Annotated in this window: 18 protein-coding genes; 9 read left to right on the top strand and 9 right to left on the bottom strand. The window is 73.8% G+C overall.

Going from position 1 to position 24,853, the window contains the following annotated elements; all coding sequences use genetic code 11:
• The first annotated feature begins 103 nt into the window (after positions 1-103).
• Entirely contained in the window at positions 104-1,561 is a 1,458-nt protein-coding gene (locus IE248_RS11000; RefSeq protein WP_190030613.1) for a carboxylesterase/lipase family protein, read from the top strand.
• On the opposite strand, the gene IE248_RS11005 is transcribed toward IE248_RS11000, so the two are convergent.
• Entirely contained in the window at positions 1,539-2,870 is a 1,332-nt protein-coding gene (locus IE248_RS11005; RefSeq protein ID WP_373301506.1) for an alpha/beta hydrolase, read from the bottom strand. The two genes, IE248_RS11000 and IE248_RS11005, sit on opposite strands and share 23 nt — an antisense overlap.
• Positions 2,871-3,135: 265 nt before the next feature.
• Here IE248_RS11005 and IE248_RS11010 point away from each other — a divergent pair, with 265 nt between their 5' ends.
• From IE248_RS11010 to IE248_RS11020, 3 genes are read left to right on the top strand one after another with little or no spacing between them, the layout of a single operon-like run.
• Positions 3,136-4,017, top strand: coding sequence for an alkaline phosphatase family protein (locus IE248_RS11010; protein WP_047960799.1), 882 nt, complete (start codon positions 3,136-3,138; stop codon positions 4,015-4,017).
• Positions 4,018-4,019: 2 nt separating this feature from the next.
• Complete coding sequence (locus IE248_RS11015; RefSeq protein ID WP_190030614.1) at positions 4,020-5,285, top strand: MFS transporter; 1,266 nt, start codon at positions 4,020-4,022, stop codon at positions 5,283-5,285.
• Between the two features lie 22 nt (positions 5,286-5,307).
• A complete protein-coding gene (locus tag IE248_RS11020; RefSeq protein ID WP_073798564.1) occupies positions 5,308-6,336 on the top strand; it encodes a TolB family protein in 1,029 nt (342 codons plus the stop codon).
• Between the two features lie 40 nt (positions 6,337-6,376).
• Here the strand turns inward: IE248_RS11020 and IE248_RS11025 are convergent, their stop codons facing one another.
• Positions 6,377-7,063, bottom strand: a complete 687-nt coding sequence (locus IE248_RS11025) for a GNAT family N-acetyltransferase (protein ID WP_073798565.1) — start codon at positions 7,061-7,063, stop codon at positions 6,377-6,379.
• 581 nt (positions 7,064-7,644) lie between these two features.
• Here IE248_RS11025 and IE248_RS11030 point away from each other — a divergent pair.
• The gene (locus IE248_RS11030) at positions 7,645-8,325 is read left to right on the top strand and encodes a (2Fe-2S)-binding protein (RefSeq protein ID WP_190030615.1); all 681 of its coding nucleotides are present in this window, start codon (positions 7,645-7,647) and stop codon (positions 8,323-8,325) included.
• A gap of 144 nt (positions 8,326-8,469) precedes the next feature.
• On the opposite strand, the gene IE248_RS11035 is transcribed toward IE248_RS11030, so the two are convergent.
• Entirely contained in the window at positions 8,470-10,242 is a 1,773-nt protein-coding gene (locus tag IE248_RS11035) for a S8 family peptidase (protein WP_047960801.1), read from the bottom strand.
• Between the two features lie 216 nt (positions 10,243-10,458).
• Complete coding sequence (locus tag IE248_RS11040; RefSeq protein WP_073798567.1) at positions 10,459-11,829, bottom strand: cation:dicarboxylate symporter family transporter; 1,371 nt, start codon at positions 11,827-11,829, stop codon at positions 10,459-10,461.
• A 105-nt stretch (positions 11,830-11,934) separates the two neighbouring features.
• On the opposite strand from IE248_RS11040, the gene IE248_RS11050 reads away from it, so the two are divergent.
• Both IE248_RS11050 and IE248_RS11055 read left to right on the top strand, forming a co-directional pair.
• Positions 11,935-13,701, top strand: coding sequence for a sensor histidine kinase (locus tag IE248_RS11050; RefSeq protein ID WP_229895249.1), 1,767 nt, complete (start codon positions 11,935-11,937; stop codon positions 13,699-13,701).
• Positions 13,698-14,399, top strand: coding sequence for a response regulator (locus IE248_RS11055; RefSeq protein WP_037798776.1), 702 nt, complete (start codon positions 13,698-13,700; stop codon positions 14,397-14,399). The genes IE248_RS11050 and IE248_RS11055 overlap by 4 nt, the downstream gene beginning before the upstream one ends.
• On the opposite strand, the gene melC2 is transcribed toward IE248_RS11055, so the two are convergent.
• Together melC2 and melC1 are read right to left on the bottom strand one after the other, a co-directional pair.
• Positions 14,357-15,202 (bottom strand): tyrosinase MelC2, encoded by an 846-nt coding sequence (gene melC2, locus IE248_RS11060; RefSeq protein ID WP_037798777.1) that lies wholly within the window; start codon positions 15,200-15,202, stop codon positions 14,357-14,359. The two genes, IE248_RS11055 and melC2, sit on opposite strands and share 43 nt — an antisense overlap.
• Positions 15,199-15,594 carry an apotyrosinase chaperone MelC1 gene (gene melC1 / locus IE248_RS11065; protein WP_037798778.1) on the bottom strand — a complete coding sequence of 132 codons (396 nt, stop codon included), beginning with the start codon at positions 15,592-15,594 and terminating at the stop codon, positions 15,199-15,201. Before melC1 ends, melC2 begins: the two co-directional genes overlap by 4 nt.
• 255 nt (positions 15,595-15,849) lie before the next feature.
• Between melC1 and gad the strand changes: the two genes are divergently transcribed.
• Positions 15,850-17,241, top strand: a complete 1,392-nt coding sequence (gene gad / locus IE248_RS11070) for a glutamate decarboxylase (RefSeq protein WP_037798780.1) — start codon at positions 15,850-15,852, stop codon at positions 17,239-17,241.
• 3 nt (positions 17,242-17,244) lie between these two features.
• On the opposite strand, the gene IE248_RS11075 is transcribed toward gad, so the two are convergent.
• Together IE248_RS11075 and IE248_RS11080 are read right to left on the bottom strand one after the other, a co-directional pair.
• Positions 17,245-19,728, bottom strand: coding sequence for a DEAD/DEAH box helicase (locus IE248_RS11075; RefSeq protein ID WP_190030616.1), 2,484 nt, complete (start codon positions 19,726-19,728; stop codon positions 17,245-17,247).
• A gap of 104 nt (positions 19,729-19,832) precedes the next feature.
• A complete protein-coding gene (locus IE248_RS11080) occupies positions 19,833-21,530 on the bottom strand; it encodes a sigma-70 family RNA polymerase sigma factor (protein WP_190030617.1) in 1,698 nt (565 codons plus the stop codon).
• 287 nt (positions 21,531-21,817) lie between these two features.
• On the opposite strand from IE248_RS11080, the gene IE248_RS11085 reads away from it, so the two are divergent.
• A complete protein-coding gene (locus IE248_RS11085; protein WP_190030618.1) occupies positions 21,818-23,983 on the top strand; it encodes a tetratricopeptide repeat protein in 2,166 nt (721 codons plus the stop codon).
• Here the strand turns inward: IE248_RS11085 and IE248_RS11090 are convergent.
• Positions 23,955-24,764, bottom strand: a complete 810-nt coding sequence (locus tag IE248_RS11090) for an IclR family transcriptional regulator (protein ID WP_190030619.1) — start codon at positions 24,762-24,764, stop codon at positions 23,955-23,957. The genes IE248_RS11085 and IE248_RS11090 overlap by 29 nt on opposite strands.
• Positions 24,765-24,853 lie beyond the last annotated feature (89 nt).

Here is a 24,853-nt window from a genome sequence, read left to right on the forward strand (position 1 = left end):
ACCGGACCCGCCCCGGGCCGGGTCACGCCGGATCACCCGTTGGACGACTGTGCGACCGTGTGCGACCGTGCCTGGACAGGAGGAACGGCTCCAGGAGGACGGGATGAGAGCACCGAGCGGCCGGCCCCGGGCCGGCACCGGGTACGGAGTGGTCGAAGGCCGGCGCGAGGCCGGCGGCATCGCCGTCTTCCGCGGCATCCCGTACGCCGCACCGCCCGTCGGCGCCCTCCGGTTCGCCGCGCCCGCGCCCCCGGAGCCCTGGGAGGGCGTCCGCGACGCCGGCGCCTTCGGGCCCACCGCGCCCAAGGTGCCCTACCCCGACACCTTCGCGGCCCTGCTGCCCGACCCGGAGATCCCCGGGGACGACTGCCTGAACCTGAACGTCTGGACCCCCGACCCGGACCCCGGCGCCCGGCTGCCCGTCATGGTGTGGATCCACGGCGGGGCGCTCACCCGGGGCTCCGCCGCCGTCCCCGTCTACGACGGCGCCGCCTTCGCCCGCGACGGGGTCGTCCTCGTCTCCTTCAACTACCGCCTCGGCGCGCTCGGTTACGGACTCTTCCCCGACGCCCCGGCCAACCGCGGCCTGCTCGACCAGATCGCCGCCCTCACCTGGGTCCGCGACAACATCGAGGCCTTCGGCGGCGACCCCGGCCGCGTCACCGTCTTCGGGGAGTCCGCCGGGGCCATCAGCATCGGCGCCCTCCTCGCCGCCCCGCGCGCCGCCGGGCTCTTCACCCGGGCCGTCCTGCAGAGCGGCGCCCCCGAGGTGCTGCCGCGCGATCGGGTGCGCACCATGGTCCGGCGGATGGCCGCGCTGCTCAAGGTGCCCGCCACCGCCGGGGCCTTCACGGCCGTCGCCCTGCCGGATCTGCTCCGCGCCCAGGCAGCGGTGCTGCGCCGCACCAACTCGCTCGTCGGCGGCCCCGCCTTCGGCCTGGTGGCGGACCCCGCCACCCTGCCGGACGATCCGCTGGAGGCGGCCGCCGCCGGGGAGGTGCCGCTGCTGCTGGGCTGGACCGCCGAGGAGTACCGGCTCTGGCTGGCCCCGACCGGGGCGATGCGGGTGCTGGACCGGCTCGGGCCGCTGGCCGTGTCGCTGGCCCGGGCCCGCAGCGGCAAGGACCGGGCCACCGTACGGACGCTGCGCACCGCGCTGCCCGGGGCGAGCGCCGCCGAGCTCGCGGGCCAGCTGCTCACCGACCGGCTGCTGCGCGACCCGCTGCGGCGGCTGGCCGGGGCCCGGCGGTCGGCGCCGAGTCACCTCTACGAGTTCCGCTGGCGCTCCGGCGTCCCCGGCCTCGGCTCCTGCCACGCCCTGGAGCTGGGCTTCGTCTTCGACACGCTCCACGTACCGGAGGCCGCCTGGCTGGCCGGGCGGGACACCCCGCAGGAACTGGCCGACGAGATGCACGCGGCCTGGGTGCGGTTCGCGGTCACGGGGGACCCGGGCTGGGCCCCCTGGGACGGCAGCGGCCCGCCGAAGGTGTTCGGCGGGCCGGAGCGCGAGGGGGAGGGGGCCGGGGAGGCGCTGGCGGCTACTCCACCGGTCCTTCCATGACCTTGCTGATGAACTCGATCGGGCCCTCGCCCATGTTCGGGACGTAGGTCTTGGCGTTGTGCTTGCCGCCCGGGATGACCTTCAGGCTGGTGTGGACCGGGCCCTTGTTGCCGTAGGTGGCGATGAACTTCTGCACGTCCGGCAGGGTCCTCTTGTTGGACTCGCTGTCGCCGACCTGGAACGCGATGTAGACGTCCGGGCCCTTCTTGTCGATCAGGTCCTTCGCCAGCAGCTCGGGGTTGTTCTCGGCCTTCTCCTTGTCGTGGCCCTTCCACAGGGAGGAGTCCGGGACGATGTCCGGGCCGGAGGCGACCACGGCCTTGAAGCGGTCCGGGTACTTCAGCACGGCCTTCATGCCCGCGAAACCGCCGGTGGAGGAGCCCATGAAGGCCCAGCCGTCACGGGACTTGATCGTGCGGAAGTTCGCCTTCATCAGGTCCGGGACGTCATCGGTGAGCCAGGTGCCCATCTTGGGCTGGCCGGGGATGTCGGAGCCGTCCCAGTAGACGCCCTTGTCGTCCGGACCCGGGTTGAGCACGGGCATCGCCAGGATGAAGGGCTTGCTCTTCCCCTCGGCGTACCACTTGGAGATGCTGGACTGGAGGCCGAGGTCGGTGCCCATCCAGTAGTTGTTCGGGTAGCCGGCGCCGCCGGGCAGAGCGATCAGGACCGGGAAGCCGCTCTTGGCGAACTTCGGGTCGTTGTACTCCTTGGGCGCCCAGACCCAGACCTTGCCCTTGAAGCCGGACTTCTTGCCGTCGAGCGTGGTGACGGCGATGTGCGTGCCGTCCGGCAGCGTCTGCGCGTTCTTGAAGTCGGCGGCCGGGCCGGTCGGCATCAGCATCTTCGAGTTCGGCGCCTGCTTGGCGGCGCCCCCGCCGCCCCCGCCCCCGGCGGCCGGTTGTCCGAAGGACACGGCACTGCCCTTGTCCGTGAACGGGGGTATCTCGAAGTGGTACATCACGCCGGCGGCTATGCCGGCGAGGCCCAGCACGGCCACGCCCGCGATCAGCCAGCGCTTGCCGCGTGAGCGCCGGCGCGGCTCCTCGGGGGGCTGCGGCGGGCCGTAGTCGTACTCGTGGCCGTAGCCCTGGTCCGGGCCCGGTCCCTGGCCGTAGCCCTGGCCCTCCTGGCCGTAGCCCTGGCCCTGCGCCTGCCCGTAGCCCTGGCCCTGGCCGTAACCCTGGCCCTGGCCGTACGGCGGGCCTGGCGGCGGGCCGTCGTGCGGTGGCCGGGGCTGCCGGTACTGCCCTTCCGGTGCCGGCCGGTAAGGCTGGTACTGCTGCTGACCGTCGGGTGCGTAGGACATCGCGGTGGCTCTCCGGCTTGTGCTGCCCGATCGGGCGGGGGGTTGGCTGCTTCCTCTCGGATGATGATCGCAAATACGTTCTGGTTCCTTATTTTTCTTTCTCTTGGGGTTCCGTAGGGCAATGCGTTGCCCATCGCTCAGCGGCTCGGTGGAGTTCCCGCGCTGTTCGCCGAGTATCCCTGGCCCATGCACATGCCGCTGGGTATGGTGCGTCCGCGCCGCCGCCCCCACCCCCCCCTGCCCGGAGGTATTCCCCGTGTTTGGCATGTCCCGTTCACAGGTGAGCCGTAAGACCGCCCTCGCCGCCGCCTTCGGCGTCACCGCCGCCGGCGCGGCCCTGTGGGCCGGCATCGGAGCCGCCCAGCCCGCGCACGCCGCCGGCCTGCCCGCGCCCGACCACGTCGTCGTCGTGGTCTTCGAGAACCACGCCTACAACCAGGTGATCGGCAGCTCCAGCGCCCCCTACCTCAACTCCCTCAAGACGGGGGGAGCCAACCTCACCAACTCCTTCGGCATCACCCACCCCAGCCAGCCGAACTACCTCCAGCTGTTCTCCGGCTCCCACCAGGGCGTGACCGGGGACAGCTGCTACACCCCCGGCTTCAGCTCCGCCCCCAACCTGGCCTCCGAGCTGATAGCCGCCGGCAAGACCTGGGCCAGCTACAACGAGACCCTGCCCAGCCAGGGCTCCACCACCTGCAGCAGCGGTAACTACGCCCGCAAACACAACCCCTGGTTCGCGTTCTCCAACGTGCCCACCAGCACCGCCAAGACGATGACCCAGTTCCCGGCGGACTTCACCACCCTGCCCAAGGTCTCCTTCGTCGTCCCCAACCTCTGCAACGACATGCACGACTGCTCCGTCGGCACCGGTGACACCTGGCTCAAGAACAACCTCAAGGCCTACGCCGACTGGGCCAAGACCCACAACAGCCTCCTCGTCGTCACCTTCGACGAGGACAACCGGCTCGCGGGCAACAAGATCCCGACCGTCCTCTACGGCCAGCCCGTCACCCCCGGCAGCACGTCGAGCACCACCTACAACCACTACGACGTGCTCCGCACCCTGGAAGGCCTCGCCGGCCTGACCACCCACGCCGGCAACGCCGCCGGCGCCAAGGACATCACGGGGATCTGGGCCTCCTGACCATGTACGTTGCGGACAGTCGCGGCACCCCCGCGCCCGCCGTGACCCCCGAGTCACCGGCCGTCGCCCCGGGCACCAGCCCGGGGCGGCGCGCCGCGCTCGCCCCCACGGTGCTCGCCCTCGGCACGGTCAGCCTGATCACCGACGTCTCCTCCGAGATGGTCACGGCCGTGCTCCCGCTCTACCTCGTCGCCGGCCTCGGGCTCTCCCCGCTCGGCTTCGGACTCCTCGACGGCCTCTACAACGGCGTCAGCGCCCTGGTCCGGCTGACCGGCGGCCACCTCGGCGACCGCCTCGGCCGCCACAAGGCCCTCGCCGGCATCGGCTACGGCCTCTCCGCCCTGTGCAAACCGCTCCTCCTGCTCGTGCACACCCTGCCCGCCATCGGCGCCGTGCTCGCCCTCGACCGGACCGGCAAGGGCCTGCGCACCGCCCCGCGCGACGCCCTGATCTCGCTGTCCGCCGCGCCCGCGGACCGCGGCCGGGCCTTCGGCGTGCACCGGGCCATGGACACCGCGGGCGCGCTGATCGGGCCGATCCTGGCCTTCCTGATCCTGCGCGGCGCCGCCGACGGCTACGACGCCGTCTTCACCGTCAGCGCCTGCGTGGCCGCCCTGGGGGTCCTGGTGCTGGTCCTCTTCGTCCCCGGCCGCCGCACCACGGCCGCCCCCGGCGCCGAGCCCGTCTCACTGCGGGCCTCCGTCGGCCTGCTGCGCCGCCGCGACCTGCGCCGGATCAGCCTCTGCGCGCTGCTGCTCGGCCTGTGCACCGTCAGCGACGGCTTCGTCTTCCTGCTCCTCCAGCGCGCCACCGGGATCGCCGACCGCTGGTTCGCGCTGCTGCCGCTGGGCACCGCCGCCGCGTTCTTCCTGCTGGCGCTGCCGCTGGGCCGGCTCGCCGACCGGATCGGCCGCCGCCGGGTCTTCCTCGGCGGCCACCTCGCGCTGCTCCTCCTCTACGGGCTCCTCCTCGTCGGCGGGCAGCACCCGGCGCTGCCCTACGCGGTGCTCCTGCTGCACGGCGGCTTCTACGCCGCCACCGACGGCGTGCTCATGGCCGCCGCCGCCGGGACCGTCCCCGAGGAACACCGCGGCGCCGGACTCGCCCTCGTCCAGACCGGCCAGGCCCTCGCGCGGTTCGCCGCCTCGCTGGGCTTCGGCGCCGTCTGGACCGTGTGGGGCCCCCGCCCCGCGCTCGCCGTCGCCGCCGCGCTGCTCGCCGTCGCGGCCGCCCTCTGCGTCCGGCTCCGGCCCGGCGCCGACGCCTGACCCCCACCCCCGAAAGGCCCCCATGACCCTCCAGCGCCGGATCCTGATCCTCGTCTGCGCCGCCGCCCTGCTCGCCGCCGTGGGCGCGCTCGCCGTCGTACGGGCCTCCTCGCGCGCCGACGAGAAGAACCAGGCCCGGGCCGGCGGGCCCCGGATCACCCGGGGCGAGGTCTCCCTGACCCCCGGCGACGGCGGCCGGCGGATCGTGTTCCGGAACATGGCCTGGGGCCCGCACCGCGACGAGCTCGCCACCGTCCCGGCCGGTGAACCCGAGGGGCCCCGTACCGCCTCCGGAGTGACCTGCCTGCGCTTCCACTCCGCCGCGGGCACCGGCGTCTGCCTCCAGGCCGACAAGGGCGGGGTCCAGGAGAGCTACCGGGCGGTCGTCCTCGACGCCCGCCTCAAGGAGGTCTCCGCGCACCCGCTGGCGGGCATCCCCACCCGCGCCCGGGTCTCGCCCGGCGGGCACCTCGCCGCCTGGACCGTCTTCGTCGGCGGGGACTCGTACGCCGGAACGAACTTCTCGACCCGCACCTCGGTGCTCGACCTGCGCACCGGTCGGTACGACGCCTCGCTGGAGGACTTCACCATCCGCAAGGACGGCAAGACGTACCGCAACGCCGACGTCAACTTCTGGGGCGTGACCTTCACCGCCGACGAACGGGGCTTCTACGCGACGCTCGCGACCGGCGGCAAGACCTACCTGGTCCGCGGCGACCTGGCCGGGCGGACCGTGACCACCCTGCGCGAGAACCTGGAATGCCCCTCGCTCTCCCCCGACGGCACCCGGCTGGTCTTCAAGAAGCGGGTGGAGGGCGCCCCGGCGGAGGCGCCCTGGCGGCTGTACGCGCTGGACCTGGCCACGATGCGGGAGACCCCGCTCGCCGAGGAACGCAGCGTGGACGACCAGGTGGTGTGGACGGACGACAAGACCGTCGTCTACTCCCTGCCCGGCGACTTCGGCGCCGACCTGTACGCGGTACCGGCCGACGGGAGCGGCGCCCCGGCCCGGCTGATGGACTCGGCGCTCGCCCCGGCCTTCCTCGGCTGAGGGCCGGGAGGACCGGGGCGGGCGCCGGCCGGCAGGACCGCTACGCCGGGATCAGCGTCTTGCGGCGGCGCTTGCGCTGCGCCGCCGAAGACAGCCTGAGCTCGATGATCGACCGGACCGTCGGCCACTCCTCGTCGAGGATCGAGTAGAAGGCCGTACTGCGCACCGCGCCGTCGAGCCCCCGCGAATGGGCCCGGCGGACCCCTTCACAGGTGAACCCGAGGCGCTCCATCGCTGCGCGCGAGCGCCCGTTACGGGCGTCCGCGCGCAGCGAGATGCGCCGGACGCCCCAGGTTTCGAAGGCATGGCGGAGCATGAGCAGCTTCGCCTCGGTGTTGATGCCGGTTCCCTGGGCCGCCGGGGACAGCCAGGTATTGCCGATCTCGGCGGCATCGGGGATCGCCGTGGCGGGATCGCCGAACGGGACTCCCGGCACGGCGGGCCACACGAGCGGCCCCTGCCAGTAGTCCAGTTCCAGGAACCGGGTCGAACCGACGACCCGCCCGTCGGTGGCTCTGACCACCGCGAACGGGAGCGATCGACCCGCTGCCTGATCGGCGAGGGCACGGTCGATGTACTCGTGGGACGCCTGCACCCCATGGGGTACGGGAGTGAAGGCGTAAGTCGTACGATCCTCGGCCCCGGCCATGGCCAAGGCCTCGGTGTGGTGGGGGGCGAGGGGCTCGAGCCGCACGGAGCGGCCGGCGAGGAGTACGGGTACGGGCACGGAGCCTTCGGTCCTTCTGGGCGGTGGGGTGGTTGCACAGTCTGCGCTCCTGACGTCGCCCCCCGTGCAAAACACGGGTGAAAGGCAACGGGCTGTCAGGTGAACGCGAGTGGCTCAATGTAGCCCCTCAACGGGCTCTCATGAACCCCCTAAATGGCAACGTCATGGCGATGATTTTCGAGGACTTTCGTCCCCGCCGGGAAGAGCCCTCAATCCTGATCCGGGGACATCCCTTCAACCGGTCGACGTGGACCCGCCAAGCGGCTGCCCCGAGTGGCGAAAGTCACCGGTTCGGCGTGCCTGACCTGCGACGATACGGAGGCGACCCGGCGTCGCCGTACCAGCGCCCGGCCACCTGGACGCCGGGCCGGCCCGGCCGGGAACCGGGCCGGGCGGCCATCGAACAGGCGGCCGTCGCAGGAGTGTCCAGGGGGCGGCGGGCCGACCGGGTCACGGCGTTGCGCCACCCGGGTCCGCCGAGGGTCCGGGCGGGCCGCCGCGGAGCGTTCCGGAGCGCCCCGGGGGGCCCGGTTCCGAGGGGGCGGGCACCCGCCCGGCGCGCCCTTGAGATCATCGCGTTCATGGACATGGACGACGTACTGCGGCGGCTGGCCTCCGTCGGGCCGTTCTTCACCGTGCCGTACGGGAAGGAGCCCCCCGGCCCCGGCTTCCGCCCGCTCGGCGACCTCTACGGGGAGCGGCTGGGCCCGTACGTCACCGAGGTGGGCCGGCGGATCCGCAGCGGACCCGGCCGGGTCGCCGCGTCCACCGCACAGCTCGGCATCGCCTCGCGGCTGTGGTCGCTGGGGCTCGGCTGCGCCGCCCTGGGCGGGCGGGTGCCGGATCTGGGCGTCGACCGGGTGTGGTGGCGGCTGCCCGCGGCGGGATCGCTGGAACTGTGGCTGCCCGAGCCGGAAACGGGCGCGCTGGACGCCGGGGCGCTGGGGGAGAACGTGCTGGGCAACCTGGGGGTGCTGGACGCGGGGCTGCGCGAGCGGTTCGGGGTCTCGGCGAAGGCGCTGCGCGGCAACACCGCCTCAGGGCTGGTGGGGGCGCTGCGGGTGCTGCTCGACCGGGTTCCGGGCGGGCCCGCCGTCTCGCTCGCGGCGGACCTGCTGGCCGACGGCGGCGCCCTGGGCGGCGCGGGCACCTTCCTGTACGAAGAGGGCCTCGGGGTGGCCTTCGTACGGCGCAGCTGCTGCCTGTACTACCAGGTGCCCGGCGGGGGGCTGTGCGGGGACTGCGTGCTGCGGACCAGGTGAGCGGGCGGTCCGTGCGAACCGGCGCGGGCCACCGGGGCGCGGTTGCACCGCTCCCCGATGGCCCTGCGGCAGCGCCGTGACGTCGTCTTCGACCGCCGGCTCGCCGACGCGTCCCGCGGCGCTAGATCCGCTCGTGGCGACCCACTAGAACGTGAGGTTCCAGGCGTCGATCTTGCCGGTGTCGCCGCCGGCGTTGTCGTTCACGCGCAGCTTCCACGTGCCGTTCGCGACCTCCGAGGAGGCGTTGACGGTGTAGGTCTGCGCGATGTTGTCGGTGCCGCCGCCGGCCCGGTTGTGGACCGTGTAGACGGTGCCGTCCGGCGCCACCAGGTCGACCTTCAGGTCACCGATGTAGGTGTGCTTGATGTCCACGCCCACCTTGAGGGTGGCCGGGGCGTTGCCGCTCACCCCGCTGACCGTGATCGGGCTCTCGACGGTGGTGTTGTCGCCGATGGCGACGTCACCGAGGTTCTCGAAGTACTTCCCGGACGGCGGGGTGCTCCCGACGGCCTTGAGGGCGTCGACCTGGCCCTCGCCGAAGAAGGAGTTGTTGGCCGCGGTGCCGGTGCAGCGGCTGTCCGACGGGCAGGCGATGTCGTTGGCCTGGGTGGCCAGCTTGTCGCGGATCTGCGCCGGGGTGATGCCGGGGTTGGCACTGGCGATCAGCGCCGCGACGCCCACGACGTGCGGGGTGGCCATCGAGGTGCCGCTCTTGGTGCCGTACTTGCCGCCCGGCAGGGTGGAGTAGACGTCGCTGCCCGGGGCCGCGACGTCGATGACGCCCGAGCCGAAGTTCGAGAACGAGGCCTTCGTGGTGCCCGATCCGTTCGCCGCGACGGTGACCACGCCCGGGAGCTCGGTCGGGATGTCGAGGCAGGCGTTGGTGATGGTGCGGGTGACCGGGGTCGAGTCGTTGGGGCTCGCGGTGTCGGTCGTCTTGTGGGCCAGGTCGTAGTTCTCGTTGCCGGCCGCGGCGATCTGGAGCGAGCCCTTGCTCTCCGCGTACTCCTGGGCGCGCTTGACGCCCTCGATGATCGCGGCCTGGTCGATGTTGTCGGGGCAGTTGAACTGCCACGGGTCCGTGTAGTAGCTGTTGTTGGTGACCTTGAAGCCGTGGTCACCGGCCCACACGAAGCCGCAGATGGTGTTCTCGGCGAAGAAGAACGAGTTGCCCGGCTCGGCGACGCGGACCGCGGAGATCTTCACGCCCGGGGCCACGCCGACGACGCCCTTGCCGTTCTTGGCGGCCGCGATGGTGCCCGCGACGTGGGTGCCGTGGGTGTCCACGTCACGCCAGGCGCCGGTGCGGGCGTCCGCCTTGCCGTAGGCGCAGGAGACGGAGTCGGCCGCGTTGAAGTTCGGCGCGAGGTCCTGGTGCTGGTCGTCCACGCCGGTGTCCAGGACGCCGACCTTGACGGAGGCGGAACCGGTGGTGACGGCCCAGGCCTGGTCGGCCTTGATCTGGCTCATGTCCGCGCGGACCGGCTCGCCCGCAGGGGTGCTGGACTGGGCCGGGTTGGCGGGCAGGGCCGGGTTGTAGGCGTCCGCGGGGACGTCCGAGGTGCGGGTGGCGCCGACCTTCTGGACCCCGGAGACCCCGCGCATGGTGGTGGCGAAGGTGGAGGAGGCCGAGTGGGCGACGATCACGCCGATGGCGTCGTAGTTCGAGAACACCGTGCCGCCGTTGGCGGCGATGGCCGAACGGACGGCCGAGCTGTCACCGGGGGCGGTGATCACGAGGTAGGCGCGCGTGCCGGCAACCCAGGTCGCACTCTGGGAAGACGGCGCGGCGGCCTTGGCGCCACCCGGGGCCTTGGCGACCGGGGCGGGGGCCCCGGACGGGGAGACGGGGGCGGTGCCGGCGAGCGCGGCGGGGGCCCCGAAGGCGAGTGCGGCGCCGAGCGTGGCGGCCAGCACGAGGGTACGTCGAGGTCGGCTGGATATGTGGGGTATCAATGCGTCCTCCGAAGACGGCCCGGAGCTGCTGGTGGCAGCTACCGGGCCGTACGAAACGAGTGGTGGACGCAAGATGTCAGACGGGTGCCCCGCTGCGGAAGTACCTTTTACCGCACGCGTATTCGCCCGCCGATGGCTGAAAATCGACCATGGATGGATGCGGGGCGGCCGGGTCCGCTAGGCCGGGACGCCGTCCTTGGGGGTGGCCGGCTGGGCCGGTACCGGGGTCGCGGCCCCGTCGTCCGCCTGGTCACCGTGCGTGTCCTCCACGAGCGTGGTCTCGTCGAACGGGCAGCGGCCCGCGAGGACTTCGGCGGCCCGGTCGCGGTCGAACTCCTTCGTCCACGTCCCGATCAGCACCGTCGCGACCGCGTTCCCGGCGAAGTTCGTCAGCGCCCGCGCCTCGCTCATGAACCGGTCGATGCCCACGATCAGGCCGACTCCGTCCACGAGTTCCGGCCGGTGTGACTGGAGTCCGCCGGCCAGGGTGGCCAGGCCCGCGCCGGTGACGCCGGCCGCGCCCTTCGAGGCCACGATCATGAACAGCAGCAGGGAGATCTGCTCGCCGATGGCCAGCGGCTTGTCCATGGCCTCCGCGATGAACAGTGAGGACATCGTCAGGTAGATCGCGGTCCCGTCCAGGTTGAACGAGTAGCCCGTCGGCACCGTGATGCCGACCACCGGCTTGGAGACCCCGAGGTGCTCCATCTTCGCGATCAGCCGCGGCAGCGCCGACTCCGAGGAGGAGGTGGACAGGATCAGCAGGAACTCCCGGCCCAGGTAGCGCAGCAGCGCGAACACGCTGACTCCCGTGCACACCCGCAGCAGCGTGCCCAGCACCACGATCACGAACAGCAGACAGGTCGTGTAGAAGCCGATCATGATCACGGCCAGTGACTTCAGGGCGTCGATGCCGGTCGCGCCGACCACCGCCGCGATCGCCCCGAACGCGCCCACCGGGGCCGCCCACATGATCATCGCGAGGACCCGGAACACCAGCTTCTGTACGTGCCCGATCCCGCGCAGCAGCGGCTCGCCCGCCGGGCCCATGGCCTGGAGCGCGAACCCGCACAGCAGCGCCACCAGCAGCGTCTGGAGCACCTGGCCCCCGGTGAAGGCGGAGACCATCGTCGTCGGGATGATCGCCAGCAGGAACTCCGGCGTGCTCTGCGCCCCGCCCGCCTTGGCCTGCGCCTCGCCGGCGTGCCGCGCCGCCTCGGTGAGGTGCAGCCCGCTGCCCGGCTCCAGCAGGTTCCCGACCAGGAGCCCGATCGCCAGGGCGACCGTGGACATGATCATGAAGTAGCCGAGGGCGAGCCCGCCCACGGCGCCGACCTTGGCGGCCTTGCGCACCGATCCGATGCCGAGCACGATCGTGCAGAAGATCACGGGCGAGATCATCATCTTGATGAGGTTCACGAAGCCGGTGCCCAGCGGCTTCAGTTCGACGGCCACGCCGGGGGCGGCGAAGCCGACGGCGATTCCGAGGAGTACCGCGCCGATCACCGCGATGTAGAGATAATGGGTCTTGTCGCGTCTGGCGGCCACGCTGCCTCCTGGTGGTGAATGCGTTCCGGGAGACCATCGCCCGCCGATGTGACCCCGGTCACCCTTGCGTTCATTGAGTTCATGGCCGGGTACACACTGAGCCCCATGTTCCGTTTGCCTCGGCCGCCGCGCTCCCTCGCCGGCCAGTTGTTCGCCATGCAGGTGCTGGTGGTCGCGGTCATCGTCGCTGGCTGCGCCGTGTTCGCGTACGCGACCGCCCGCGGCCAGGCCGAGGACGCCGCCCGGCGCCAGGCCGGGGCGGTGGCCCGCTCGGTCGCCGACTCCCCGTCCGTCCGCGAGGCGGTGCGCGAGGCGGCGCCGGGCACCGCCCCCGCGGCCGGCCTCCCGACAGGCTCGGCGACGGGCGCCCCGGCGAGTTCCGCGACCCGCTCCGCGACCAGCCCTGCGACCGGCTCCGCGACCGGTCCCGCGACCGGTCCTGCGACCCGCTCCGCGACCGGTCCCGCGACCGGCTCCGCGGTCGATGCCTTCGCCGCGCTCTCGGCCGAGCTCCAGCCCTACGCCGAGCGGGTGCGCACCGACTCCGGAGTGGACTTCGTGACGATCATGGCCCCGGACGGGCGGCGCTGGACCCACCCCGACCCGCGCCGCATCGGGGAGCGGTTCATCGGCAACACCGCCCCCGCCCTGCGCGGCGAGACCTTCAGCGAGACCTACACCGGAACCCTCGGCCCCTCGATCCGCGTGGTCACCCCGCTGAGCGACAACGGCCGGGTGATCGGCATGGTCAGCGCCGGGATCACCGTCCGCGTCATCGGCGACCGGCTGGCCGCGCAGCTCGTCGTCCTCGGCTGGTTCGCGGCCGGCGCCCTCGCCCTGGGCGGCGCGGGCACCTACGTGGTCAACGCCCGGCTGCGGCGGCACACCCACGGCATGAACGCCGCCGAGCTGAGCCGGATGTACGACTACCACCAGGCGGCCCTGCACGGCGTCCGCGAGGGACTGCTCATGCTCGACGGCCAGCGCCGGATCACCCTCATCAACGACGCGGGCCGCGAACTCCTCGGCCTGGAGGGGAAGATCAGGGGAACCGGCGTCGCCGACCTCGGGCTGCCCGCACCGCTGACCGGCGCGCTGCTCGCCGACGGGCCCCGGGTGGACGAGGTGCACCTGACGGCCGACCGGGTGCTGGTCGTCAACAGTTCGCCCGTCGCCGGCGGCGGCCGCAAGGGCACCGTAGTGACCCTGCGCGACCACACCGAACTCCAGTCGCTGACCGGGGAACTGGACCACGAGCGCGGGTTCACGCAGGCCCTGCGCTCCCAGGCCCACGAGGCCGCCAACCGGCTGCACACCGTGGTCTCCCTCATCGAACTCGACCGGGCCGAGGAGGCGGTGGAGTTCGCCACCGCCGAACTGGAGCTGGCCCAGGCCCTCACCGACGAGGTGGTCACCGCCGTCGGGGAACCGGTGCTGGTGGCGCTGCTGCTGGGGAAGGCCGCCCAGGCGCACGAGCGCGGCGTGGAGCTGGTCGTCACCCCGGACAGCAGCGTGATAGACGGGCGGACCGGGATCCCGCCGGCCCGCGACCTCGTCACGGTGCTCGGCAACCTCGTGGACAACGCGGTGGACGCCCTCAGCGGGGTCCCCGGCGGCCGGGTCATGGTGACGGTGCGCGCCGAGGGCGACGGGCTGCTCATCCGGGTCGCCGACAACGGGCCGGGGCTGCCCGAGGGCGCGGACGTGTTCCGGCGCGGCTGGTCGGGCAAGGGCGAGGGGCGCGGCCTCGGCCTCGCGCTGGTGCGCCAGGTGGCCCACCGGCACGGCGGCAGCGCCGATGCCGGCGCGCGTGCCGAGGGCGGCGCGGAGTTCACCGTACGACTGCCGACGCGCGGGGAGGCGGGGGCATGAGCGCGCCCGAGGTGCGGGTCCTGATCGTCGAGGACGACCCCGTCGCCGCCGCCGCGCACGCGCTCTACGTCGGCCGGGTGCCCGGGTTCACCGCCGTCGGCGCCGTGCACTCGCTGGCCGAGGCCACCCGGGTGCTGGAGCGGACCGGGGTCGATCTGCTGCTCCTGGACCTGACCCTGCCCGACGGGCACGGGCTGCGCTTCGCCCGGGGGCTGCGGGCCGCCGGGCATCCCGTCGACGTGATCGTGGTGACCTCGGCGCGCGACCTCGCGGTGGTCCGGGAGAGCGTCTCGGTCGGCGTCGTGCAGTACGTGCTCAAGCCGTTCGCCTTCCCCACCCTGCGCGAACGGCTGCTGCGGTACGCGGAGTTCCGCGCGACGGCGGGTGAGGCGGCGGGCCAGGACGACGTGGACCGGGCCCTCGCGGCCCTGCGCGCGCCCCGCCCGGCCGAGCTCCCGAAAGGCCTCAGCGCGCCGACCCTGGACAGGGTCGCCGCGCTGCTGCGGGCCGCGCCCGAAGGGCTGACCGCGGCCGGGGCGGCCGAGGCTGCGGGGATCTCCCGGATCACCGCCCGGCGCTATCTGGAGCACCTGGTGGACACCGGCCGCGCCGACCGCACCCCCCGGTACGGTCAGGTGGGCCGCCCCGAACTTCACTACCGCTGGCTGGCCGCCGCCGGCTCGGTGTCGAAGGTGTAGAACTTGCGGTGGTCCAGCATGTCGGCCGGGGTCACGTTGTTCCACGGCCGCATGGTGTCGTGCAGGTCCACCACGTTCGAGGTGCCCGCCGCCGGCAGGTACGTCGAACGCGGGTTGCGGGCCTGCCAGTCGGCCCACAGCTTGTCGACGAAGGCGTGGTGCATCCAGAACACCGGGTCGTTGGGGGAGACCCCGGTGGCCATCTGGCCGCCGACCCACACGTGCACCCGGTTGTGGAGGTTGGCGCCGCGCCAGCCCTCCAGGTTGTTGCGGAAGCCGTTCGAGGAGCTGTTCCACGGGGCCATGTCGTAGACCGGCATGGACAGTACGGCGTCCACCTCGGCCTTCGTCGGCAGCTCGGCGACGCCCGCGCCGAGGGCGCGCCGCAGGTAGTTGCGGCCGTCCACGCGGACGTTGATGTCCCACTTGCCCGTCGCGTACGCGAACGGTCCGTCGGTCACCTGGCCGTCGCGCGCCCGGCCGGTGCCGCCGAGGAAGTCGGCGGCCCAGAGGGAGGATCTGGTGGTGCGGTCCGCGCTCCAGTCCCAGTAGGGGATGGTGACCTTGGCGTCCACCGTCTGCAGCGCGGCCTCGAACTCCAGGAGGAAGCGGCGGTGCCAGGGCAGGAAGGACGGCGAGCGGTGGCCGACGCGGTCACCCGAGTCGGTGTCGCTCATGATGAAGCCGTTGTGCGTGGTGACGAAGCGGTCGTAGGCGCCGGTGCGCTTGAGCTCGATCAGCGCGTTGGTGAAGGCGCGCTTCTCCTCGGCGGACAGCGTGGCCTGGTTCTTGCGCACGGTCATGCCGCGCCTCCCATCGGTGCGAACGGAGCGAGCTGGGCGCCCTGGAGCTCGCGGACCGCGGCGCGGGCGAGCGAGGTGGGGTCGGCGAAGGTCTCGTAGTGGTTGACCACGCTGATCCAGGTGCCGTCGGCGTTGCGCATCACGTGCAGTTCGCGGCCGTCTATTCGGACCGTGGGCAGATCGGAGCCGTGGTGGCCGCCGTGGTGGCCGCCGCCCGTGGCGGGGCTGATCTGGATGCGGCGTCCCTGGAACACCTCGTCGACGGTTCCGGCGGGGGCGGCGGGGGCCGGGGATGCGGCGGTCGCGCTGTGGGCGGCGGCGCCGAGGAGACCGAGGGCACTGAGCGTGCCGGCGGTCGTGCCCAGGGCCTGCCGGCGGGTGATCTTGTTCATGGCCGAAGAACTATCAGGGCGGTGCGGCCGGTTGTTCGATATCAGGACATCGTTCGACAAGTTGCGGATCGAACGAATTGACCGATCTTCCCGTCCGTACCGGCTCCAGCGGCTCGGACAGGAAGATCTACGCGCGTAATCGTATCGAACGATAAAATCTCCGGCGAACCCCGGTGGCTATGTGCAGCGTCACACGCTGGAGTCGTCCGGATACAGAAGCCGGAATTGTCTGGTTGGTTCACTTATAGTCCGGATATGGCTCTGCATGAGACGAAGGACGTACCCGCCCAGGACGCCGACACGGACGTGTTCACTTCCGCGTTGAGTGGCGAGATCCTCCCCAAGTACCGGATGCCGGAGGACCACTCGCCCTCCGAGGTGGTCTACGAGCTCCTGCACAACGAGCTCCTCCTCGACGGCAACGCGGCCCAGAACCTGGCCACCTTCTGCACCACCTGGTCCGACGACGGCGTGCGCCGCCTGATGGCCGAGTGCCTCGACAAGAACATGATCGACAAGGACGAGTACCCGCAGACGGCCGAGATCGAATCCCGCTGCGTCAACATCCTGGCCGACCTCTGGAACGCCCCCTCCGGCGGCGCGGCCACCGGCTGCTCCACCACCGGCTCCAGCGAGGCGGCCATGCTCGGCGGCCTCGCCCTCAAATGGCGCTGGCGCGAACGCCGCCGCGCCGCGGGCCTCCCCGTCGACCGTCCCAACCTCATCTGCGGCCCGGTACAGATCTGCTGGGACAAGTTCGCCCGCTACTTCGACGTCGAGCTGCGCCAGATCCCGCTGGAGCCCGGCGCCACCGGCCTGCGGCCCCACCAGCTCGCCCAGTACGTGGACGAGAACACCATCGGCGTCGTCGCCATCCTCGGCGTCACCTACAGCTGCGACTACGAACCCGTCGCCGAGATCTGCGCCGAACTCGACCGGATCCAGGCCGAACACGGCTGGGACGTACCCGTCCACGTCGACGCCGCCAGCGGCGGGTTCGTCGCCCCCTTCCTGCACCCCGACGTCGTCTGGGACTTCCGGCTGCCGCGCGTGGCCTCCGTCAACACCTCGGGCCACAAGTACGGCCTGGCCCCCCTCGGCGTCGGCTGGATCGTCTGGCGCACCGCCGACCTCCTCCCCGCCGACCTCGTCTTCAACGTGGACTACCTCGGCGGCGACATGCCGACCTTCGCCCTCAACTTCTCCCGCCCCGGCGGCGAGGTCATCGCCCAGTACTACCTGTTCCTGCGCCTGGGCCGCGGCGGCTACCGGCGCGTCCAGCTGGCCTGCGCCGAGACCGCCCAGTACCTGGCCCAGGAGATCGCCGCGATGGGCCCCTTCACCCTCCTCTACGACGGCCGGGGCGGCCTCCCCGCCGTCTCGTACACCCTCGCCGACCCGGAGGGGAGCCCCTTCACGCTCTACGACCTCTCCGACCGGCTGCGGATGCGCGGCTGGCAGGTGCCCTCGTACGCGCTGCCGGCCGACCGCGACGACACCGTCATCCAACGCGTCCTGATCCGGCATGGCGTGACCCGCGATCAGATCGCCCTGCTCGCCTCGGACCTGCGCAAGGCCGTGGAGCACCTCACCGCCACACCGCCGCCCGTGCCCGCCACCGAGCCCCGGTCCGGCTTCCACCACTGACGGTCAGGCGGACGCCGACCAGCGCATGCCCAGGGCCGTCAGCGCCTCGACCCGCTCCGGGGTGAGCGACGCGGCGCGGGAACGCTGGTTGGCGATCCACGAACCCAGCTTGAACTCCCGCCCGCCGACCCGCTCCACATGCGTACGGGGCACCCGCAGGTGCCGCTCGCGCTCGTGGAAGCGCCGGGCCGCCTCCAGGTGCGCCGCCCAGGCCGCCGCGTGGGCGACCCGCGGCGGGGGGAGCTCGGCCCCGGTCGCCGGGGCCGCCCCCAGCGTGTGCTCCAGCAGCCAGCGCTGCGCCCAGGACAGCCGCTCCCAGGACAGCCGCTGGGACCGCAGCCACAGGCCCAGGTCCTCGCCCTGCACCAGCACCTCGCCCGGACCGGCCGGGAGCCGCCCGCCCGCGTCCAGGTGCACCCGGGTCAGGTGGAAGGCCCGCTGCCAGGAGACCGGCCAGGCCGGGCACCAGGCCGCGTCGATCTCCTCCAGGGCCTCGCGCCGCTCCTGCGACAGCGCGCCCGCACCCTCGCGGCGGGCCGCCGCGCGCTGGTTCTTCACCCAGATCCCGACCGGCGCCCCGTTCCAGGTGGCGTCCGCCGGCGGCAGCAGGTGCCCGTGCTCCGCCGCCCAGGCGCGGGCCGCCTGCAGCCCCTCCTCGAACGCCACGTCGAAGTGGCTCCACACCATGCCCAGCCGGTCCAGCTCCGCCACCCGCTCCCGGCCCAGCGCGCCCCGGCGGTACGTGCGCCGCGCGTCCGCGATCCACTGGCCGAGCGGGAACCCGGCCAGCCCGGGCGGCCACGGCGACGCGCCCGCCGGCACCCGGTGGGCGAACGGCACCTTCAGGTCCCCGGCGCCCTCCGCGTAGATCCGGGCCGCCTCGACCCCGCGCCGCCAGTGCTCGTGCTCCGGGTTCAGCACCCGGAGCCGGACGAACGCCGCCAGCAGCGCCGGATCGCGCGGGGTGGCGAAGCTCAGCAGGGACTCCGCCGCGGACCCCGCCCCCGGCGCTCCCGCCGGGCGGCCCGGGGCCTGCGGCTGGGCGAGGGCCTCGACGAGCCGGGTGTCGTGCGCCCGCAGCGCCTCCAGCAGCCGCGCGAGGCTCCCGTACGCCCGTGAGGTCAGCATCGACTCCGGTGTCTCGCCCGGCCCCAGGAGCACCGGCACCACCAGCGAGGCGACCTTTCCCTCGCCGGGCCGGATCCGCAGCGCCCGGCCGACCGCCTGGACCAGGTCGGGCATCGAGCCGCGGACGTCCGCCCAGTACACGGAGTCGCACTCGGCGATGTCGACGCCCTCGCCCAGCACCCGGACGCTGCCGAGGAAGGCCTTCTCGGCGGCCTGGCCCGAGGCGAACTCCGCCAGCACCCGGCGGCGGTGCGCGGGCGGGTGCAGACCGCACAGCCAGTCGGCCCAGACCGTCCGGGGATACACGGGCCCCTTGGGCTCCCCGGCTCCCGGGCGCGCTCCTCCCGCGGACCTCCCCGGGGCCCCGCCGGGAGGCCGGGCGGACCGCAGGCGCCGCGCCACCGCCGGGAGTCCGGCGGCGAACGCCTCGGCCTCCCGCGTCAGGTGGTGGAAGACGAGCGTCCGCCGGAACCCCTGGTCCGCGGCCGCCTTCACCAGCGCCGTCTGCAACGCCGCGAGCCGGCTCCCGCGCACCGCGTCCGAGCGGCCGTCCGGGCCCAGCAGCACGGCCGCCTGGAAGCCCGGATCGGTGACGTCCACACAGACCACCCGGTACGGGGCGCAGATCCCCCGGTCGATGGCCTCGGACAGGGTCAGGGTGTGGCAGCGCGCCCCGAACGGTCCTGCCGGGTCGTCCTCCATCGAGGCGACGAGCCCGCTCCGACCCCGGCCGCCGTCGTCCGCGCCGTCCTCACCGCTCTCGCCGCCCTCTTCGGGAGGCTCGCCGTCCTGCCACACGCGGGGCGTGGCCGTCATGTACAGCCGCCGGAGGGCGGGGATCCGGGCGTTGTCGTGCACCACCGCCCAGGGCTTGCCGATCCGCCCGGACGTACGGTGCGCCTCGTCGACCACGATCAGGTCCCAGGCCGGCAGCCCCGCGAGGTGCGCCCGCTCGATCGTGCCCATGCCCAGCGAGGCGTACGTGGCGAACACCGTCACCCGGTCCGCCACCCGGCCGCCCCGGCGGGCCAGTTCGGCCGGATCGGTGGTGGTGGGCATCCCGGCGTCGTCCTCGCGCAGCGAGCAGACGGCGAGGCGCCGCCCGGCCCGGCCGCCCTCCCGCCAGGCCGCCGCCGTCTGCACGAGCAGGTCCAGGGTGGGCACCAGGACCAGCACCCGGGCCGCCCGGAGCTCCTGCGCCGAGCGCACGGCGACCAGCGACTTCCCGGAACCCGTGGCCATGATCACCTGGGTCCGCAGGCCCGCCTGGGGCACCCGGCCCCCGGCGGGCAGCTCCAGCGCCCGCGCCACGGCGTCGACCGCTTCGCGCTGGTGCGGGCGGAGCTCTTTCCTCGCCATACCGCAGTTCTCCGTCCGCCCGCGCTCTGAACAGCCCTTTCGGCTCCAGTCTCCATCCTGCCGGAAACCTGAGGCGGCGGGGGCAGGCGCGGGCGGCGCCCCGGCTACATCTTGGCGCCGAAGTTCTGGGTCCACCACGGGCCGCCGGCGCCCTGGTGGATGCCCACGCCGATCTCCTTGAACGCGCAGTTGAGGATGTTGGCGCGGTGGCCCGGGCTCTTCATCCAGGAGTCCATGACCGAGTCGGCGTTCTGCTGCCCCCGCGCGATGTTCTCCCCGTACGTCGACCACCGGTACCCGGCGGCGGTCACCCGCTTGCCCGGGTCGGCCCCGTCGGGGTTGGTGTGGTCGAAGAAGTTCCGGGCGGCCATGTCGTCGGAGTGCCCCTGGGCGGCCGAGCGGAGCTGGGAGTTCTCCGTGAGCGGCCCGCAGCCCGCGGCGGCCCGCTCCTTGTTGACCAGGGCGATGACCTGACCCGCGACCCCCGGCGGGGCGGGCGCCGGCGCCGGGGCCGAGGGCTTGGGCGGCGTGGACTTGGTGCGGGTCGGCGAGGGGCTCGCGCTCGCGGTGGACGCGCTCGGCGACGGGGAGGCGGAGGCGGAGGCCGACGCGGAGGGGGACGGCGAGGCGGAAGCCGAAGCGGACGCCGAGGGCGAGGGCGAACCCGAGGGGAGCACCGCGTCGGGGGCCGACAGGGCCGCCAGCGGCGAAGCGGTCGCGCCGCCCTCGGCCTCGGTCTTGCCGGAGCCCGGCAGCGTACCGAGGTAGACCAGCCCGCCGCCCGCGACGCACGCGGCGAGCACGGCCCCGCCGATGACCCGGCGCCGGTTCTGGCGCCGCTTGCGCAGGACGCCGCGGCCGCCCGCCTCGGAGCCGGACGCGGAACCGGAACCGGAGCCCGGCCCGGAGTCGCCCGCGCGCCGCCGGGCCGCCCGGCCCGGGCCCGACACGACCGGGGTGAGCTCCGTGGCCGCGTCGTGCACCGCGGAGCCGACGGGGACCATGCCGCTCGCCGCGGCCGACCGTACGCCCGCGAGGAGCGCCGCCCCGACCGGTACCAGGGCCAGCCCGGCCAGCAGGCCCTCCGCCGGGACCAGGCCGCTGAACAGACCGGAACAACGCATGCATTCCCGGGCGTGCCGGGCTATTCGCTTGCGCCACAGCGCCGAGGGCCGGCCGTCCCAGCCCGCCGTCACCGCGCGCAGCGCGTCGCACGGCGGCTGCGAGTCCAGCGCCCGCTCGACGACCCGCGCCGACTCCAGCTGGGCCTTCATCCGCTGCACCCGGACCGCCGTGTGCTGCGGCGACAGCTCCAGCGCGGCGGCCATCTCCGCGCGGGTGACCTCCCCGGCGCACTCCAGCCACCACAGCGACAGCAGGGCCCGGTCGTCGGGCTCCAGCCAGCGCGTGGCGCGGGCCGTCTCGCGACGCTGACCGGCCAGGTTGAGCCGTACGACGGTCAGGTCGACGAAGTCGGCGCCCGGGTCGGCGAGGTCGTTCGCCTCGTCCAGGCCGCTCTCGCCGAGGCCGCTCCGGCGCTCCTGCCAGTACGCCCGGATGCGGTTCATCGTGATCGCCACCAGCCAGGAGCGGAAGCTGTCGTCCGCCCGCAGACCGCCCAGCCCGTCGAGGGCACGCAGCATCGTGTCCTGCACCACGTCGTCCACGTCGCAGGAGCCGTTCAGGGCCCGCCCGACGATGTTGTAGACCAGCGGCAGGAAGGAGCCGACCAGCTCGTCCTGCGCGCGGGGATCGCCCGCGCGGGCCGCTGCGACCAGTGCTGCCGTGTGCTGTGTGCTCATGTGATTGTTCCCTGTCCGTACCGGCGGTCGATGATGCCCAATACCTGGGAGACCGTCGAGCGAGGCCCCGATAACACTTATCCGGAAGTCAGATTTCCCGCCTTGCGAAAATCTGACTGATGGGGCCGCCAGCATCGCATCCCCGCGAGCCGGCCGAGCGGCCGGGTTCGGGTTGGGCGCCGCCCCGCAAGCGCGGATGAACTCCCGCCGTCCATCGCTCCCTTGGGGTACCCGAAGTCCCGGGCGGGGCCACAATGGGAGTCACCACGGGACATGTTGGGGGCGGCATGCCGGCGTTGCTCTGGAGTGGATCCGGCCGTACGAGGGGCTGGCTCGGCTATCTCGGCGCGGTCGGGCTGGGAGCGGGCGCGCTGGCGCTGGCCTCCCTGTGGACCTCCGGAGCCTGGGCCACCGGCATCGGCGCGGCCGTGACCACGCTGTCCGGGCTCCTCGCCGAGCGGCTCGCGCCGGGGGACCCGCCCGGCGCGAGCGCCGCCGAACTGCTGCGCACCCCCGCCGGGCGGATCCCGCGGCTGCGCCAGCTGGACCGGCCCGAACTGGCCGGCGCCCATCCGGCCGAGACCCCCGGCGCCGCCCCCGCGTACATCGAGCGCGACGCCGCGCCCCGGCTGCGCGCGGCCCTCGCCGGCGGCGGATTCGTCCTGGTGGTGGGGGAGTCCACGGCGGGCAAGACCCGGCTGGCCTACGAGGTGACCCGCGCCCGCCACCCCCGGCACGCCTTCGTCCGCCCGCTCTCCCGCGCCGCGCTCCCGGAGGCGGTACGGATCGCCGCGCGCCGGCGCCGCGCCGTGCTGTGGCTGGACGACCTGGAGGACTACCTCGGCGCCGGCGGTCTCACCGCCGCCCAGCTGGCCACGCTCTCGCGCACCCTGGTCGTCGCGACCATGCGGGTCCAGGAATACCGCCGCTACGACGCCCGCGAGGAGAGCCGGCTCACCGGCTCCGACCGCGACGCCTGGCGGGCCCAGCGCGATCTGCTCCAGCGGGCGACGGTGCTGCGCCTGGCCCGGCACTGGTCCCCGGAGGAGCGCCGCAGGGCCGCCGCCCACCAGGCGGACCCCCGGATCGGGGCCGCGCTGCGCGCCGGGGAGCGCTTCGGGATCGCCGAGGTCCTCGCCGCCGGGCCGGAGCTGCGCGCCTCCTGGGAGAACGCCTGGGCCCCGGGCACCAACCCGCGGGGCGCGGCCGTCGTCGCGGCGGCCGTGGACTGCCGCCGGGCCGGGCTGCGGCGGCCCGTCAGCCGCGAGTGGCTGCGCGCGCTGCACGCCCCCTACCTGGCGGCGCGCGGCGGCGGCGACCTCCAGCCCGAGCCCTTCGCGGCGGCAATGGACTGGGCCTGCGCCTCCGCCTACGCGACGAGCGGGCTGCTCATCGGCAACTACGGCCAGGGGTACACGGCCTTCGACTACCTGCTGAACGCACCCGGGCCGGAGCCGGTTCCCGACCATCTGTGGCGGGGTCTGCTGGCCCGGGTGGAGCCCGTCGACGCGTACGACATGGGGCTGGTCGCCCATCAGGAGGGGCGGCTGCCCCGGGCGGTGGAGGCCCTCACCCGGGCCCACCGCGGCGGCGTCCCGGGCGCCGAACTGCCCCTGGCCATCGCCGTCGGGGACTCCGGCCGGCCGCGCCGGGCCGCCGCCGACCTCGCCGGGATCGTCCGGCGCCGCGAGGACCGGCTCGGCCCCCGCCACCGCGACACCCTGGCCGCCCGGCACCAGCTGGCCTTCTTCACGGGGGAGGCCGGGGACGACCGCGCGGCGGCAGCCCGGTTCGCGGAGCTGGCCGCCGACACCGAGGCGGTGCTGGGTCCCGACCACCCCGACACCCTGGCCACCCGGCACCAGCTGGCCTACTTCACCGGCGAGGCGGGCGACGGGCGCGGCGCGGCCCGCCAGCTGGAGCGGCTGCTCGCCGACCGGCTGCGCGTCCAGGGACCCCGGCACCCGCAGACGCTGGCCACCCGGCGCAGCCTGATCTGGTACCGCGCCACCGAACCGGCCGAGGCCGGGCGGCAGCTGGCCGTGCTGCTCGCCGACGCGGAGGGCCTGCTCGGCCCCGACGACCCGCACACGCTCGCGATCCGGAGCAGCCTGGCGGCCCTCGCCGCCCGGTCCGGCCGGCCCGCCGAGGCCACCGGAGCCTGGGCGGCCCTGGCGGCCGACCGCACCCGGGTGCTCGGCGCCGAGCACCCGCACACGGTCTACGCCCGGCTGGAGTGGGCCCGGGCGCTGATCGCCGAGGGGCGGGCGGACGAGGCCCGCGCCCGGCTGGCCCGGGTCCTCGACGCGGCCGGCCGGGTCCTGGAGCCCGGGCACCGGCACCTGCGGACCGCCCGGGAACTCGCCGCCGCCACCACCGCCGCCACCGCGCCCGCGCCCGCGCCCGCCGACTCCGGCATCGTCGTCAGAGAAGCGGAGCCAGGGCCTCCGTAGCCGCGCGCAGGGCCGGTGCGTAGGTCTCGATCTGCTCGCGGGAGACCAGGAAGGTGACGGTGGTGACGGACACCCCGCCGACCGGGCGGCCGCCCGGGCCGAGGACCGGCGCGCCGACGCAGCGGATGGTGGGCTCGTTCTCCTCGTCGTCCACCGCGAACCCCCGCGCGCGGACCGCCTCCAGCTCGGCCCGCAGCGCCTGCGGGGTGGTCAGCGAGCGGGGCGTGCGGCCGGGCAGGCCGGTGGCGGCGATCAGCTCCCGCACCTCCTCGGCGGGCAGGTGGGCCAGGACGGCCTTGCCGATCGCCGTCGTGTGCAGGGGCATGCGCATGCCGACGCGGGAGGCCGTCCGGAAGGGCTGGTCGCTCTCCAGCTTCCGGATGTAGGTGAGGGACTCTCCGGTGTGCAGCGCCAGATGCACCGTCTGCCCGGTGGCGCGCCGGAGCTCGTCCAGGATCCGCTCGACGTCCGCCGGCTCCCCGGCTCCCACGAGGGCGGCCAGTGCGCGCAGCCGGGGGCCCGGCGCGTACCGGCTGTCGGCCTCCGGGCGTACGAAGCCCTGCTCGATGAGCGAGGCCAGGATCCGGAACGTACTGGACTTCGGGACCGCGGCCGCCGCCGTCAGGTCGGTGAGCCGGTGCGGACCGCCGGGCGTCGCGACGGCCTCCAGGATCCGCAGGGACTTCTCCAGCGCGCTGCCTGCCGCCGAAGCGCGGCCGCCGCGACCGGGAGGGGGCGCCGCGCCGGGTTCGGGGATCGGGTTGTCGTCGGCCGTTGACATGTGATCTCCGCGGATGGGTATGGTCTCCACCAGATGTTCCGGTACACGATACCAAGTTCCACTAAGTGGAACACCGGGAGGGGTTGGTC

It is taken from the genome of Streptomyces goshikiensis (assembly GCF_014650555.1).
In the GTDB taxonomy this organism is placed as follows: domain Bacteria; phylum Actinomycetota; class Actinomycetes; order Streptomycetales; family Streptomycetaceae; genus Streptomyces; species Streptomyces goshikiensis.

Bases quoted from the DNA above. Each gene is read 5' to 3' on its own strand.
- IE248_RS11020 (WP_073798564.1), top strand. From the start codon at position 5,308: ATGACCCTCCAGCGCCGGATCCTGATCCTCGTCTGCGCCGCCGCCCTG.
- IE248_RS11090 (WP_190030619.1), bottom strand. From the start codon at position 24,764: ATGTCAACGGCCGACGACAACCCGATCCCCGAACCCGGCGCGGCGCCC.
- IE248_RS11010 (WP_047960799.1), top strand. From the start codon at position 3,136: ATGTCCCGTTCACAGGTGAGCCGTAAGACCGCCCTCGCCGCCGCCTTC.
- IE248_RS11075 (WP_190030616.1), bottom strand. From the start codon at position 19,728: ATGGCGAGGAAAGAGCTCCGCCCGCACCAGCGCGAAGCGGTCGACGCC.
- IE248_RS11000 (WP_190030613.1), top strand. From the start codon at position 104: ATGAGAGCACCGAGCGGCCGGCCCCGGGCCGGCACCGGGTACGGAGTG.
- IE248_RS11015 (WP_190030614.1), top strand. From the start codon at position 4,020: ATGTACGTTGCGGACAGTCGCGGCACCCCCGCGCCCGCCGTGACCCCC.
- IE248_RS11030 (WP_190030615.1), top strand. From the start codon at position 7,645: ATGGACATGGACGACGTACTGCGGCGGCTGGCCTCCGTCGGGCCGTTC.
- gad (WP_037798780.1), top strand. From the start codon at position 15,850: ATGGCTCTGCATGAGACGAAGGACGTACCCGCCCAGGACGCCGACACG.
- IE248_RS11085 (WP_190030618.1), top strand. From the start codon at position 21,818: ATGCCGGCGTTGCTCTGGAGTGGATCCGGCCGTACGAGGGGCTGGCTC.
- IE248_RS11055 (WP_037798776.1), top strand. From the start codon at position 13,698: ATGAGCGCGCCCGAGGTGCGGGTCCTGATCGTCGAGGACGACCCCGTC.
- melC2 (WP_037798777.1), bottom strand. From the start codon at position 15,202: ATGACCGTGCGCAAGAACCAGGCCACGCTGTCCGCCGAGGAGAAGCGC.
- IE248_RS11050 (WP_229895249.1), top strand. From the start codon at position 11,935: ATGTTCCGTTTGCCTCGGCCGCCGCGCTCCCTCGCCGGCCAGTTGTTC.
- melC1 (WP_037798778.1), bottom strand. From the start codon at position 15,594: ATGAACAAGATCACCCGCCGGCAGGCCCTGGGCACGACCGCCGGCACG.
- IE248_RS11080 (WP_190030617.1), bottom strand. From the start codon at position 21,530: ATGAGCACACAGCACACGGCAGCACTGGTCGCAGCGGCCCGCGCGGGC.
- IE248_RS11005 (WP_373301506.1), bottom strand. From the start codon at position 2,870: ATGTCCTACGCACCCGACGGTCAGCAGCAGTACCAGCCTTACCGGCCG.